Genomic DNA, 12,369 nt, shown 5'->3' with positions numbered 1-12,369 from the left:
GCTCTCAGGAGGACGAGCTGCGACGCGCCGAGATCCTGTCTTTCTGATCCAGTGGCGAAGGGTCGGTGTCGTCTCCCGATGCCGCAGGGCGAACGCACCGGTGCGCAAGGGGCGGTTGTCGGGGCCGGGCTTAGCTAGAGCTCGCCGGTCGTGGATGAGGCCGTTTGTGCGTGGAATCGAAGAGGCGAGGGCGCTCTACTTTCAAATCCTTGCGCTGGCGAGGCCGAGCTGCCGGCAGGCCGGGCCGGTCAGCGCGGGACCCTCGGGGGCGATGAATAGGCCGGTCGTCGTGCGTCCGATTTCTTGGTGCCGCGGATGAGGCGGCAGCGCGGGGTCGTGGCCGGCTCCACTGTTCTTCGTTTCGATGCAGAAGATGGCACGGGCGCCGGTTGGGGCGGTGCCACGGATGACGACGAAGGCGGTGCGATCGGCAGTGAAGCGCGGGTCGCCGCGGCCGAGACGGAGTTCCCGGGATGGGTTGATGGATGAACAGCCGCCACCACGCGGCACCGGCAGTGCCGCAGAATGGGCATAAGCGGGGGAGCGGCACCGGCTGCACGGCAAGCGAGGCTCGGCGGCGGCGGGGGTGCCGTGGGAGCGGCGGCGGCCCTGTCCGAGGTCCGGGCGTGGGTCGAGTGGGGTTGGGTGCAATGGCGACCGGTGAGACACGCGCTCGACATGCGCAGCCGTGCGTCAAAGCGCCGTTCTGTCACCTGGGTTTGGGACGCGCTGCTGCCGGACCTTGGCCTTGAGCTAGGAAGTTGATCGACGATTTCGCGCCCGTCACGGCCATTCGGTGGCGTCAGCCGGCATCTCCGAAGCAGACATCAGCATAGATCGGCTCACCGGTCGCCATTGCACCTGCAGTGAGCCCCCCACAGCAGAGCGCAACTGTAGCCATCGGCCAACGCAGTTGCCGTGAACGGGGAGGCGCATCTGACTAGGAGCGAGGTCACCCAATTTGTCTGGGAAGTTCAGCGATTTGTGCAACTGGTGCCGCGAAAATAAGCGTCGAAGCGCTTGCGGGTGATCGAAAAAATTCTCAGACTGTCCGGCAGTGAGAATTTTTGATCGGCTCGAGCGTCGTGGCGTTGGAACCCAAGGAACTTTCTGTCGCGCAACGGATCGCGCACGCGTTTCCGGCGCTCAGCTCCGCTCACCGAGAGGTCGCCCGCTTCGTCCTTGATCATCCGTTGCGCGCCGCGACTCTGCCCGTGAATGAGCTTGCAGACTTGGTTGGCGTCTCCGTCGCCACCGCTAATCGGTTTGCCCGCGCCGTGGGCTACGAGGGCTACGCAAAGTTCCGCGCGGCCCTCGTCCTCGGCTATGAGAAGGCGCTCGCACCGGTCGAGAAGCTGCGCGGCAGCCGAGATCAGCCCGCGACCGCGTCCGGCATCCTCGACGGAGCCTTGGCCGACATCGTCCGCAACATCGAGGCGACGCGGCGTGGGCTCGACGGCCAGACCTGTGCGCAGGCCGTCGAGGCGATCCGCCGGGCCCGACGGGTCTACGTCGTGGGCCTGGGCAGCAGCAGCTGGCCGGCCGGCATCCTGGCGCGCAACCTCGACGTCAACCGCGAGGACGTCCATCTGCTGGCGACACTGGAGGGGCCCGGCTTCGCCGCCCGGAGCCTGCGCCGGCTGACGACCGACGACCTCGTCATCGCGCTCGCAACCCCGCGGTACTTCGCCGACACGGTGCGGCTGGCCGAGATCGCACGGAAGCACGGCGCCGCGGTCCTGGCGCTGACTGACGGACCGCACTCACCCCTCGTCGCCACCGCTACGGTCGCGCTCTACGCGCAGACCGACTGCCACTACTTCGCCGCCTCGGATGCCAGCCTGACGGCCCTCGTGGAGGCCCTGGCGAGCGCCTTCGCCCACGCCACCGAGGATCTCGTCCCGGCCGCGACGCGCGTGACGGAAGCGGTGCTGCCCTGGCTCGACCGCGACTACGCCGCCTGGCCGCCGCAGGGCGGAGCCGACGACCTGCCCGACACCCCGCCTCCGGGAGCCGTTCCATGAGCGACCACCGCCCCGTACTCGTGATCCACGGCGGTGCCGGGACAATCGCGTCGGGCCAGGCCGATCCCGGCGAGGCGCGCTACCACGCGGCCCTCGCCGGAATCCTGGCGGCCGGAGCGGCCTGCCTCGCCGACGGCGGGAGCGCCCTCGACGCCGTGAGTGTCGCCGTCGACCTCCTGGAGGAGTGCCCGCTCTTCAATGCCGGCCACGGCGCCGTCTTCACCAGCGCCGAGACCCACGAACTCGACGCCGCGATCATGGACGGCGCCACCCTGCGGGCCGGCGCTGTCGCGGGCGTCTCGCGGGTGCGCCGGCCTGGCCGCGCCGCCCGCGCGCTGATGGAGGCCGGCGAGCACGTCCTTATGGCTGGTGCCGGCGCCGAGACCTTCGCGCGCCGGCACGGCCTTGAGATGGTCGAGCCCGATTTTTTCTCGACAGAGGCCCGCCGCGACCAGCTTCGCCGGGCGTTGGCCGCCGGGCAAGTCGCCCTCGACCACGACACGGCGTCGGGGCCCCTCGACGAGACCCGCAAGTTCGGCACGGTGGGCGCCGTCGCCCTCGACCGGGACGGCCACCTCGCCGCCCTGACCTCGACCGGCGGCATGACCAACAAGCGTCCCGGCCGGATCGGCGACTCGCCGCTGATCGGCGCGGGCACCTACGCGGACGACAGGACCGCCGCGGTCTCCTGCACCGGCACGGGGGAGGCCTTCATCCGCGTCGCGGCGGCGCACGATGTCTGCGCGCGCATGGCCTACGGGGGCCAGGACCTCGAGGTGGCAGCCCGGGCGGTTGTCGAGGAGCACCTGCCGACTGTCGGCGGCCGCGGCGGGCTGATCGCCGTCGATGCGCGCGGCCGGGTCGCAATGCCGTTCAACACCGAGGGCATGTATCGCGGCCTCGTCCGCTCCGGCGAGGCGCCGGCCACCGCGATCTTCGGCGAGACCCGCCGCGTCCCCGCACCAGCGCGCTGAGATCCGCCATGCCGACCATCGCAGCCGGGACCGCCTCTCCTGCCGCTCTGCCCGACGGACGGGTCGTCTCCGTCACCGGCCTTACCGTCCGCTTTGCGAACTCCGAGCGGGTCGTGGAGGCGGTCCGCGACCTCGCGTTCCACGTCGACGCCGGCGAGACCATGGCGATCGTCGGCGAGTCCGGGTCCGGCAAGTCCGTGACCTCGCTCAGCCTGATGCGCCTCGTGGAGCACGGCGGCGGCCGGATCGCGGCCGGGCAGATGCTGTTCCGGCGCGGCTCGGGCGAGGTGCTCGATCTCGCCGCCGCCCCGAACGCCAAGATGCGGGCGATCCGTGGCGCCGAGATCGCGATGATCTTCCAGGAGCCGATGACCTCCCTGAACCCGGTCTTCACCGCCGGGGACCAGATCGCGGAATCGATCCGCGTCCACCAGGGGAAGAGCGCCTCAGCCTCCCGGGCCGAGGCCCTGCGGATGCTCGACCTCGTGCGCATCCCCGAGGCGCGCAACGTCCTCACGCGCTACCCGCACCAGCTCTCCGGCGGCATGCGCCAGCGCGTGATGATCGCCATGGCCCTGTCCTGCAAGCCGCAGTTGCTCATCGCCGATGAGCCGACCACGGCCCTCGACGTCACGATCCAGGCGCAGATCCTCGAACTGATCCGCAGCCTCCAGGCCGAGATGAAGATGGGCGTCGTCTTCATCACTCACGACATGGGCGTCGTGGCCGAGATCGCCGACCGCGTGCTGGTCATGTACCGCGGCGACAAGGTGGAGGAGGGGGCGGCGCCCGCGCTCTTCACCGCGCCGCGCCACGCCTACACCCGGGCGCTGCTCGCCGCCGTTCCCCGTCTCGGCGCCATGGCGGGCAGCGACCTGCCGCGGAAGTTCGACCTGCTGCGGGCCGAGGCCCGGGAACACCCGGCGGGGCAGGGTGCGTCCGCCCCGGTCGACGAATCCCACGACACCGTGCGCACCGGCGCCGGGCCGATCCTGCGGGTGCGCGACCTCGTCACCCGGTTCGACATCCGCGGCGGCCTGCTCAACCGCGTGCGCCGCCGCGTCCACGCGGTGGAGCGCGTCAGCTTCGATCTCCATCCCGGCGAGACCCTGGCCCTCGTCGGCGAATCCGGCTGCGGCAAGTCGACGACCGGCCGCTCGCTCCTGCGCCTCGTGGAGAGCCAGAGCGGCCTGATCGAGTTCGACGGCGGCAACATCCGCGACCTGCCCCCCGGGCAGTTGCGCGGCCTGCGGCGCAACATCCAGTTCATCTTCCAGGACCCCTACGCCTCCCTCGATCCCCGCCTGACCGTCGGCTTCTCGATCATGGAGCCGCTGCTGGTCCACGGGATCGCGACGCGCCGGGAGGCCGAGGCGCGGGTGGCGTGGCTGCTCGAGCGCGTCGGGCTGACCCCCGACCAGGCCCAGCGCTACCCGCACGAGTTCTCGGGCGGCCAACGGCAGCGCATCGCCATCGCCCGGGCCCTCGCCCTGAACCCGAAGGTCATCGTCGCGGACGAGGCGGTGTCGGCCCTCGACGTGTCGATCCAGGCGCAGATCGTGAACCTGATGCTCGACCTCCAGCGGGAGTTCGGCCTCGCCTACCTTTTCATCAGCCACGACATGGCGGTGGTCGAGCGGATCAGCCACCGCGTCGCGGTGATGTATCTCGGCCAGATCGTCGAGATCGGCCCGCGCCGGGCGATCTTCGAGAACCCGCAGCACCCCTACACCCGCAAGCTGATGGCGGCGGTTCCGGTCGCCGACCCGGCCCGCCGGCACCTGCGCGCCCGCCGGCTCCTGACCGACGAGATCCCGAGCCCGGTCCGGGCGCTTGGCGACGAGCCGCAGGTCGCGCCCCTCGTCGAGATCGGCCCCGGCCACCTCGTCGCCCGCCACACGGTCGGCGGCCTTGCCGCCTGACACCGCCTATCCCCGCCAGCAGGATCGTCCCATGCCCCGAGGTCTGACCATGTTCGAGCGCTTCCTCCTCGCCGCCGGCCTGCTCGCCGTGGCGGCCGCGCCCGCCGCCGCCGCGGGCGACCCGATCCTGGCGATCAGCGGCCAACCCGAGACCCTCGACCCGTACAACACCAACACGACGCTCACGACCGCCGTCACCAAGTCGTTCTACGAGGGCCTCTTCGGCTTCGACAAGGATCTCAAGGTCCGCAACGTCCTGGCCGAGAGCTACGAGACCTCGCCCGACGGCCTCGTCTACACGTTCAAGCTGCGCGAGGGCGTCAAATTCCACGACGGCACGACGTTCGACGCCGCCGCGGTGAAGGCCAACCTCGACCGCGTCCTCGACCCTGAGAACCACCTCGCGCGGTACAACCAGTTCAACCGCATCAAGACGATCGAGGTGCTCTCGCCCACGAGCCTGCGCATCACCCTGAAGGAGCCCTTCGGGCCGTTCATCAACTCGCTGGCCCACGCCTCGGCGGCGATCATCTCGCCCACGGCCCTGAAGAAGTACGGCAAGGACATCGCCTTCCACCCGGTCGGAACCGGGCCGTTCACCTTCGTCGACTGGAAGCAGACCGACTACGTCAAGGGCGCCAAGTTCGCCGATTACTGGCAGGCCGGCTTCCCGAAGGTCGACACCATCACGTGGAAGCCGGTGCCCGAGAACGGCACCCGCGCCGCCATGCTGCAGACCGGCGAGGCCGATTTCGCCTTCCCGCTGCCCTACGAGCAGGCCAAGATGCTCGAAGCCAGCAAGAAGCTGAAGATCGAGGTGCACGCCTCGATCATCGAGCGGTATCTCAGCATGAACGTGCTTCAGAAGCCGTTCGACGACCTGCGCGTCCGCCAAGCGATCAACTACGCGATCAACAAGGAGGCGTTGGCCAAGGTCGCCTTCTCGGGCTACGCCTTCCCGGCGCAGGGCATCGTCCCGCAGGGCGTGCGCTACGCCCACAAGATGGATCCCTGGCCCTACGACCCGGCCAAGGCGCGCCAGCTCCTCAAGGAGGCCGGCTACGCCAACGGCTTCGAGGCGACCCTCTGGAGCGCCTACACCACCACCACCGCCCAGAAGGCGATCCAGTTCCTCCAACAGCAGCTCGGCCAGGTCGGCATCAAGGTGCAGACCCTGGCGCTGGAGCCCGGCCAGCGCACCGAGTGGGTGCAGACCGCCCCCGATCCGAAGACCGCCCGCGTCCGCCTCTACTATGCCGGCTGGTCGTCCTCGACCGGTGAGGCAGACTGGGGCCTGCGGCCGCTGCTCGCGACGGAGGCGTGGCCGCCCAAGCTCAACAACACCGCCTACTACAGCAACGCCGAGTTCGACGCCCTTCTCGCCAAGGCGCTGGTCTCGACGAACGACGCGGAGCGCGCCGAGCTCTACGCCAAGGCGCAGGAGATCGTGATGAAGGACGCCCCCTGGGCGCCGCTCGTCACCGAGCAGAACCTCTACGCGACCTCCGCGCGGCTCTCCGGCGTCTACGTCATGCCCGACGGCAACATCGATTCCGGCGAGATCGCCGTCGCTCCCTAGCCGCCGCCAGCGGACCCCGCGCCGAGCGGCCCGGACGATGGCCGGCCCGGCGCGGACGTCCCGCGCGATCGCTTCACGCAAACCTCGGATCGCGGGCGCGAGCCTATGCTGACCTTCCTGCTCAAGCGGCTCCTCGGGCTGCTGCCGACGCTGCTGATCGTCTCGGTCCTCGTCTTCCTGTTCGTCCACCTGCTTCCCGGCGATCCGGCGCGGCTGGCGGCCGGGCAGGATGCCGACGCCCAGACGGTGGCCCTGGTACGCACAGAGCTCGGCCTCGACCGGCCCCTGCCGGAACAGTTCGTGCGCTACTTCGCCAACCTCGCCCGCGGCGATCTCGGCGTCTCGATCCGCACCCGCCGCCCGGTCTCGACCGAGATCGGCGAGCGCTTCCTGCCGACCCTCCTGCTCACCCTCACCAGCATGGCCTGGGCGGTCGCCTTCGGGCTGATCATCGGCATAGTCTCGGCGGTCTACCGCAACGAATGGCCCGACCGGTTCGGGATGACGCTCGCCGTGTCCGGCATCTCGTTCCCCGCCTTCGCACTCGGCATCCTCCTGATGCAGATCTTCTCGGTCGAGCTCGGCTGGCTGCCGACCGTCGGCGCCGACACGTGGCGGCACTACGTGCTGCCGTCGCTGACGCTCGGCGCGGCCGTGGCCGCCGTGATGGCCCGCTTCACCCGCGCGGCCTTCGTGGAGGTCATCGGCGAGGATTTCGTGCGCACCGCCCGCGCCAAGGGGCTCAAGGAGCGCGTCGTGATCGCCAAGCACTGCCTGCGCAACGCTCTGATCCCGGTCGTGACCATGATGGGCCTGCAGTTCGGCTTCCTGCTCGGCGGCTCGATCGTCGTCGAGGCGGTGTTCAACTGGCCCGGCATGGGCCGTCTGCTCGTCGATGCCGTGAACCAGCGCGACTACCCGGTGATCCAGGCCCTGGTCCTGCTGTTCTCGCTGGAGTTCATCCTGATCAACCTGATCGTGGACGTGCTCTACGGCCTCATCAACCCGACCATCCGCTACAGGTGAGCCGGCCGTGACCGATATCCTCGTCCCCGCCGCTCCCACCGTCGCGCCCGTCCCCACCGGCATCCGGACGCCGTGGTCGGAATTCTGGCGCAAGTTCCGGCGCCAGCGCGTCGCCGTCCTCGCCCTGGGCTTCATCGGCCTGCTGGTCGTGGTCGCCGTGCTGGCGCCGTGGATCGTGCCCTACGACCCGGTCAACGACTTCGACTACGACCGGATCAACGAGGGCCCGTCGCTCGCGCACTGGCTCGGCGTCGATCCCCTCGGGCGCGACATCCTGAGCCGCATCGTCGAGGGCGCGCGGATCTCCCTGGCGACCGGCTTCCTCTCGGTCGCCGTCGGCGGGCTCGTCGGGACCGTGCTCGGTCTCCTGGCGGGCTACTACGGCGGCTGGTGGGACCGGATCGTCATGCGCATGTCCGACGTGCTGTTCGCCTTCCCGGGCATCCTGCTGGCGCTCGGCGTCGTCGCCATCCTGGGCTCGGGGCTCGTCAACGTCGTGGTGGCGGTGTCGGTCTTCAGCGTCCCGGCCTTCGCGCGCCTCGTTCGCGGCACGACCCTGGTCCTGAAGAACAGCACCTACATCGAGGCCGCGCGGAGCATCGGCGCTCCGGACCGGACGATCATCCTGCGCCACATCCTGCCGGGCACGATCTCGGGCATCGTGGTCTACTTCACCATGCGGCTGGGCACCTCGATCATCACGGCCGCGAGCCTGTCCTTCCTCGGCATGGGCGCGCAGCCGCCGACGCCCGAATGGGGCGCCATGCTGAACGAGGCCCGCGCCGACATGGTCTCGGCGCCGCACGTCGCGCTGTTCCCGAGCCTCGCGATCTTCTTCACGGTGCTGGCCTTCAATCTCCTCGGGGACGGCCTCCGGGACGCCCTCGACCCGAAGATCGACCGCCTGTGACGCCGGCCGCCCCCCCGCGCCCCGCGCCCCGCGTCGGCCGCCTGCCGCGGGGTCCGCGCGACGCCATCACCGACGTCCCGGGCGTGACGGTCGGCCATTGCACGCTGGCCGAGGGCGACGTTCAGACTGGCGTTACAGTCGTGCGGCCGCACGGCGGCGATACATACCGGGACCGCGTTCCGGCGGCCGGCGTCGTGCTGAACGGCTTCGGCAAGTCCGTCGGCCTGATGCAGGTCGAGGAACTCGGTGTGCTGGAGACGCCGATCGCCCTGACCAACACCTTCGCGGTGCCGGCGGTGGTCGCCGCCCAGATCCGCGCCGCGATCGCCGACAATCCGGAAATCGGGCGCGCGCTGCCGACGCTCAACCCGCTCGTCTTCGAGTGCAACGACGGCTACCTCAACGACCTTCAGCGGATGGCGGTTGAGGCGTCCCATTATCGCGACGCCCTGGACGCGGCGGGCGCCGCCGTCGCGGAAGGGTCGGTCGGGGCCGGGCGCGGGATGTCGAGCTTCGGGCTCAAGGGCGGCATCGGCACCGCCTCCCGGCGCGTCCGCGCGCGCGCGCGGGGCCGGTTCACGCTGGGCTCGCTCGTCCTGTCGAATTTCGGCAAGCCGTCCCAGATTCGGGTCCGCGGCGTGCCGCTCGCCGCTCAGCTCCGGGCGGCCGCCGGGGAGCCGGAATCCGGCACCGAACCGCCGGAGAAGGGCTCGATCATCATGATCGTCGCCACCGACGCGCCCCTCGACGCGCGTCAGCTCCGCCGCCTCGCCCTGCGGGCCGGGGCAGGCCTCGCCCGGACCGGCTCGGTGTTCGGCCACGGCAGCGGCGATATCGCGCTCGCCTTCTCGACCGCCTACACGGTGCCGCAGGATCCCGGCCGCCCGATGCCGGCGCCCGCCCTGCTGCACGACGCGGAGCTCGACCCGCTGTTCGAGGCCGCCGCGGACGGGATCGAGCAAGCGATCGTCCACGCCCTTTGGCGGGCCGAGGCGGTCACGGGCCGCGACGGCCACCGGCGGGACGCCCTGACCGATCTCCTGCCCGGCTGGGCCGATATCCTCGGAGTCTGAGCGATGCGCGTCCCGATCTCGACGAATATCGAGGGCGTCGCCGGGATCTATCACCGCGTCCAGACGACACCGGGCAAACCCGAATACGAGCGCGCGGCTGCTGATGACCGCTCTCGAGGCCGACGTGAACGTTGCCAGGCAGCCGGGCTGGGCCGGTATTAGCCCGTCCGCGTTTCCGGGCCCGCTTCTTCGAAGCGGACTTTATAGCAGCTCAACTTGCGCATTCCAGTTTCACCACAACCTGCACTCGGTCATTAGCCAAGAAGCAGACCTTCGGTGCTGCGCGCCGCCCCATCAGAGAGCCGGCGCCTTGTCGAATTTAACCTTTTTTTACCTGCACATCGCTCGCGACATTAGTATAGCTCTGGGCTGAGAACCTCGAGCCGGTGTATCGTTATGAACCATCAAAGCAACGACGGGCATGGCGGACACATTCGCCGTGAAGTCCTTCAGGTTGCCGGTGCCGCTGCAGCCGTGGGCCTTCTCGGAGCAACTACTGCCTCCGCGCAGACTGGGCGACTGGGCGGACGTGACGATGGTCCACTCGGCGCGCGCCTGCAAGGCGTGCAGCATTTCGGCGTCACGGTCCAGAACATGGACCGGGCTTTCGCCTTCTACACCGAGGTACTCGGCGGCACCGAGGTCATGCGTGATGGCGATTTCAAGGGGGAGCCGGTCCATTTCACGCTGATGGCCGATCAAGAGATCGTTGCCCGCGAGCGCCGCGTCGATCCTCGCACCATCGGCGTCCCGGACCTGAAGGGTGGCTCCCAGCGGCTCGATGTCCGCTTCGTCCAGTTCGAGAACGTCGTCATCGAACTCCTGCAGTATCGCGACGCCACGCAGCCGATGGGCGGCGGCGACAGCTGGGCCGAGCCGCGCGACCACATGAGCCCGGCCTACCCGCGCTCGATGCACATCTGCTTCTACGTCCGCGATGACGTGAACTTCGACAAGTACATCGCTGATCTCGAGGCCGAGTGCGCCCGCCGCGGCATGACGCAGGTCAGGGCGAACCGCACCGTACCCGTGCACTCCGAGGAGCAGCGCCGCGCGGCGCCGAGGGATACCAATACGATCAAGATCCACGAGGGTCCGTCGAACGGCTGGTCGATCATCTACTGCAAGGGGCCCGAGGGCGAGCAGCTCGAATTCGTCCAAGTGCTCGGTCCCGTAAAAAAGACGTTTGCTGACGCCGCCGAGGCGCGCCGGGCGGCGACGAACCGGGGCTGAGGTGAGGTGGCCGAAGAGGGGAGACGAGAGCCTGATTTCGGCGCTTCGGCCGTGCGGAACGGCCATCGCGCCAGTTTGGATCGACGAGGAAGGGATACCCGATGAGTCCTCCCAGGCCACATGAGGTCGATCAAAGGGCGGTCGATCAGCACGCTCCGGAGGCATCCGGTTCGCTTTCCCTCTCGCTCACGGTCAACGGCGAACGGCGGCGTCTCGATCTCGACAGCCGCGTGACGCTGCTCGACGCCCTGCGCGAGCACCTGCACCTCACGGGCACCAAGAAGGGGTGCGACCACGGCCATTGCGGTGCCTGCACGGTGCTGGTGAATGGGATTCGCATCAACGCATGCCTCAGCCTCGCGGCCATGCACGACGGGGACGCGGTGACGACGATCGAGGGATTGGGCCGGCCGGACCGGCTTCATCCCATGCAGGCGGCGTTCATCGCGCACGACGCCTTCCAGTGCGGCTACTGCACGCCGGGCCAGATCTGCTCCGCGGTGGCTGTCCTCGCCGAGATCAGGGCGGGCGTGCCGAGCTACGCCACCGGCGACCTCATGGCACCGATGACGCTGGACAATGGCGAACTGCGCGAGCGCATGAGCGGCAACATCTGCCGATGCGGCGCCTACTCCAACATCGCCGATGCCGTGGCGGACGTCGCGGGGAGGCCCTGATGCGGCCCTTCAGCTACGAGCGCGTCGCGAGCGCCGAAGCGGCCGTGGCGGCCGTCGCCGCCCGGCCAGGCGCTCGGTTCATCGCGGGCGGTACGAACCTGCTCGACCTGATGAAGTTCCAGATCGAGGCGCCGGCCCATCTCGTCGACATCCGGCATTTGCCCCTGAAGGCCATCGAGGATCTGCCGGACGGCGGTCTGCGCATCGGTGCGCTCGCCACCAACACCGAGGTTGCCGCCCACCCGCGCGTGAAGCGCGATTACGGCGTCCTCGCGCGGGCGATCGTGGCCGGCGCCACGGGGCAGCTGCGCAACAAGGCGACGACCGCCGGCAACCTGCTGCAGCGCAATCGCTGCCCGTACTTCTACGAGACGTCCCTGCCGTGCAACAAGCGCCAGCCGGGCTCGGGCTGCTCGGCCCTCGGGGGCGTCACCCGCTCGCTCGCCGTCGTGGGCACGAGCCCGCATTGCATCGCTCAGAACCCGGGCGACATGGCCGTGGCGCTGCGTGTCCTCGACGCAACCGTCGAGACCGTCAGGCCCGACGGGTCGCAGCGCCGGATCGCGATCGGCGATTTTCATCTGCTGCCGGGCGACCGGCCGGAGATCGAGCACCCGCTCGAACCGGGCGAGCTCGTCACCGCCGTGACGCTCCCGCGACCGCCGGGCGGGACGCACCACTATCACAAGGTCCGCGACCGGGCCTCCTACGCCTTCGCGATCGTGTCAGTCGCAGTCGTCCTGCACAAGGACGGGACGGGGCGGGTCGCATTCGGCGGCGTCGCACCGCGACCGTGGCGGGTGGAGGATGCGGAGGCGCTCCTGCCGGGTGGACCGGCAGCCGTCGTCACGGCGGCCTTCCAGGGCGCGACGCCCACGGCCGGGAACGCCTTCAAGATCCCGCTCGCCGAGCGCGCGCTCGCACTGGTGCTGAGCGAAGGGAGGGTGTGAC

The 12,369-nt window shown here is 69.8% G+C and carries 13 protein-coding genes; 11 read left to right on the top strand and 2 right to left on the bottom strand.

Annotated elements, in window-relative coordinates; genetic code table 11:
• Positions 1-201: 201 nt before the first annotated feature.
• The gene (locus tag ACX9MN_RS17915) at positions 202-510 is read right to left on the bottom strand and encodes a hypothetical protein (RefSeq protein ID WP_326491888.1); all 309 of its coding nucleotides are present in this window, start codon (positions 508-510) and stop codon (positions 202-204) included.
• A 464-nt stretch (positions 511-974) separates the two neighbouring features.
• Positions 975-1,190, bottom strand: a complete 216-nt coding sequence (locus tag ACX9MN_RS17910) for a hypothetical protein (protein ID WP_170868042.1) — start codon at positions 1,188-1,190, stop codon at positions 975-977.
• Here ACX9MN_RS17910 and ACX9MN_RS17905 point away from each other — a divergent pair.
• The 11 genes from ACX9MN_RS17905 (at position 1,086) to ACX9MN_RS17855 (ending at position 12,368) form a co-directional block, all read left to right on the top strand.
• Positions 1,086-2,024: a MurR/RpiR family transcriptional regulator gene (locus ACX9MN_RS17905; RefSeq protein WP_026605401.1), complete on the top strand. Its 939-nt coding sequence runs from the start codon at positions 1,086-1,088 to the stop codon at positions 2,022-2,024. The genes ACX9MN_RS17910 and ACX9MN_RS17905 overlap by 105 nt on opposite strands.
• Positions 2,021-2,998: an isoaspartyl peptidase/L-asparaginase family protein gene (locus tag ACX9MN_RS17900; protein ID WP_020096123.1), complete on the top strand. Its 978-nt coding sequence runs from the start codon at positions 2,021-2,023 to the stop codon at positions 2,996-2,998. The genes ACX9MN_RS17905 and ACX9MN_RS17900 overlap by 4 nt, the downstream gene beginning before the upstream one ends.
• An 8-nt stretch (positions 2,999-3,006) precedes the next feature.
• Positions 3,007-4,920: a dipeptide ABC transporter ATP-binding protein gene (locus tag ACX9MN_RS17895; protein WP_020096124.1), complete on the top strand. Its 1,914-nt coding sequence runs from the start codon at positions 3,007-3,009 to the stop codon at positions 4,918-4,920.
• Between the two features lie 31 nt (positions 4,921-4,951).
• Complete coding sequence (gsiB, locus tag ACX9MN_RS17890) at positions 4,952-6,499, top strand: glutathione ABC transporter substrate-binding protein GsiB (RefSeq protein ID WP_234080785.1); 1,548 nt, start codon at positions 4,952-4,954, stop codon at positions 6,497-6,499.
• Positions 6,500-6,604: 105 nt separating this feature from the next.
• Positions 6,605-7,525, top strand: a complete 921-nt coding sequence (gene gsiC / locus ACX9MN_RS17885) for a glutathione ABC transporter permease GsiC (protein ID WP_020096126.1) — start codon at positions 6,605-6,607, stop codon at positions 7,523-7,525.
• A gap of 7 nt (positions 7,526-7,532) precedes the next feature.
• Positions 7,533-8,435: a glutathione ABC transporter permease GsiD gene (gene gsiD / locus ACX9MN_RS17880; protein WP_020096127.1), complete on the top strand. Its 903-nt coding sequence runs from the start codon at positions 7,533-7,535 to the stop codon at positions 8,433-8,435.
• Complete coding sequence (locus ACX9MN_RS17875) at positions 8,432-9,508, top strand: DmpA family aminopeptidase (protein WP_020096128.1); 1,077 nt, start codon at positions 8,432-8,434, stop codon at positions 9,506-9,508. The genes gsiD and ACX9MN_RS17875 overlap by 4 nt, the downstream gene beginning before the upstream one ends.
• Positions 9,509-9,511: 3 nt before the next feature.
• Positions 9,512-9,670: a M55 family metallopeptidase gene (locus ACX9MN_RS17870; protein WP_234080784.1), complete on the top strand. Its 159-nt coding sequence runs from the start codon at positions 9,512-9,514 to the stop codon at positions 9,668-9,670.
• Between the two features lie 234 nt (positions 9,671-9,904).
• On the top strand, positions 9,905-10,741 hold the full coding sequence (locus ACX9MN_RS17865) for a VOC family protein (protein ID WP_051123801.1): 837 nt from the start codon (positions 9,905-9,907) through the stop codon (positions 10,739-10,741).
• 101 nt (positions 10,742-10,842) lie between these two features.
• Entirely contained in the window at positions 10,843-11,418 is a 576-nt protein-coding gene (gene paoA / locus ACX9MN_RS17860; RefSeq protein ID WP_043713390.1) for an aldehyde dehydrogenase iron-sulfur subunit PaoA, read from the top strand.
• A complete protein-coding gene (locus ACX9MN_RS17855; protein ID WP_020096131.1) occupies positions 11,418-12,368 on the top strand; it encodes an FAD binding domain-containing protein in 951 nt (316 codons plus the stop codon). Before paoA ends, ACX9MN_RS17855 begins: the two co-directional genes overlap by 1 nt.
• The last annotated feature ends 1 nt before the right edge of the window (position 12,369 follow it).

Source organism: Methylobacterium sp. 1A (assembly GCF_058072805.1).
Note: the sequence above shows the minus strand (reverse complement) of the source record. Positions and strands in the feature narration are given on the sequence as shown.

What these genes read in the sequence shown, in the direction of transcription:
- ACX9MN_RS17910 (WP_170868042.1), bottom strand. Translation starts at nt 1,190, where the DNA reads ATGATCAAGGACGAAGCGGGCGACCTCTCGGTGAGCGGAGCTGAGCGC.
- ACX9MN_RS17900 (WP_020096123.1), top strand. Translation starts at nt 2,021, where the DNA reads ATGAGCGACCACCGCCCCGTACTCGTGATCCACGGCGGTGCCGGGACA.
- ACX9MN_RS17895 (WP_020096124.1), top strand. Translation starts at nt 3,007, where the DNA reads ATGCCGACCATCGCAGCCGGGACCGCCTCTCCTGCCGCTCTGCCCGAC.
- gsiB (WP_234080785.1), top strand. Translation starts at nt 4,952, where the DNA reads ATGCCCCGAGGTCTGACCATGTTCGAGCGCTTCCTCCTCGCCGCCGGC.
- gsiC (WP_020096126.1), top strand. Translation starts at nt 6,605, where the DNA reads ATGCTGACCTTCCTGCTCAAGCGGCTCCTCGGGCTGCTGCCGACGCTG.
- ACX9MN_RS17870 (WP_234080784.1), top strand. Translation starts at nt 9,512, where the DNA reads ATGCGCGTCCCGATCTCGACGAATATCGAGGGCGTCGCCGGGATCTAT.
- ACX9MN_RS17865 (WP_051123801.1), top strand. Translation starts at nt 9,905, where the DNA reads ATGAACCATCAAAGCAACGACGGGCATGGCGGACACATTCGCCGTGAA.
- paoA (WP_043713390.1), top strand. Translation starts at nt 10,843, where the DNA reads ATGAGTCCTCCCAGGCCACATGAGGTCGATCAAAGGGCGGTCGATCAG.
- ACX9MN_RS17855 (WP_020096131.1), top strand. Translation starts at nt 11,418, where the DNA reads ATGCGGCCCTTCAGCTACGAGCGCGTCGCGAGCGCCGAAGCGGCCGTG.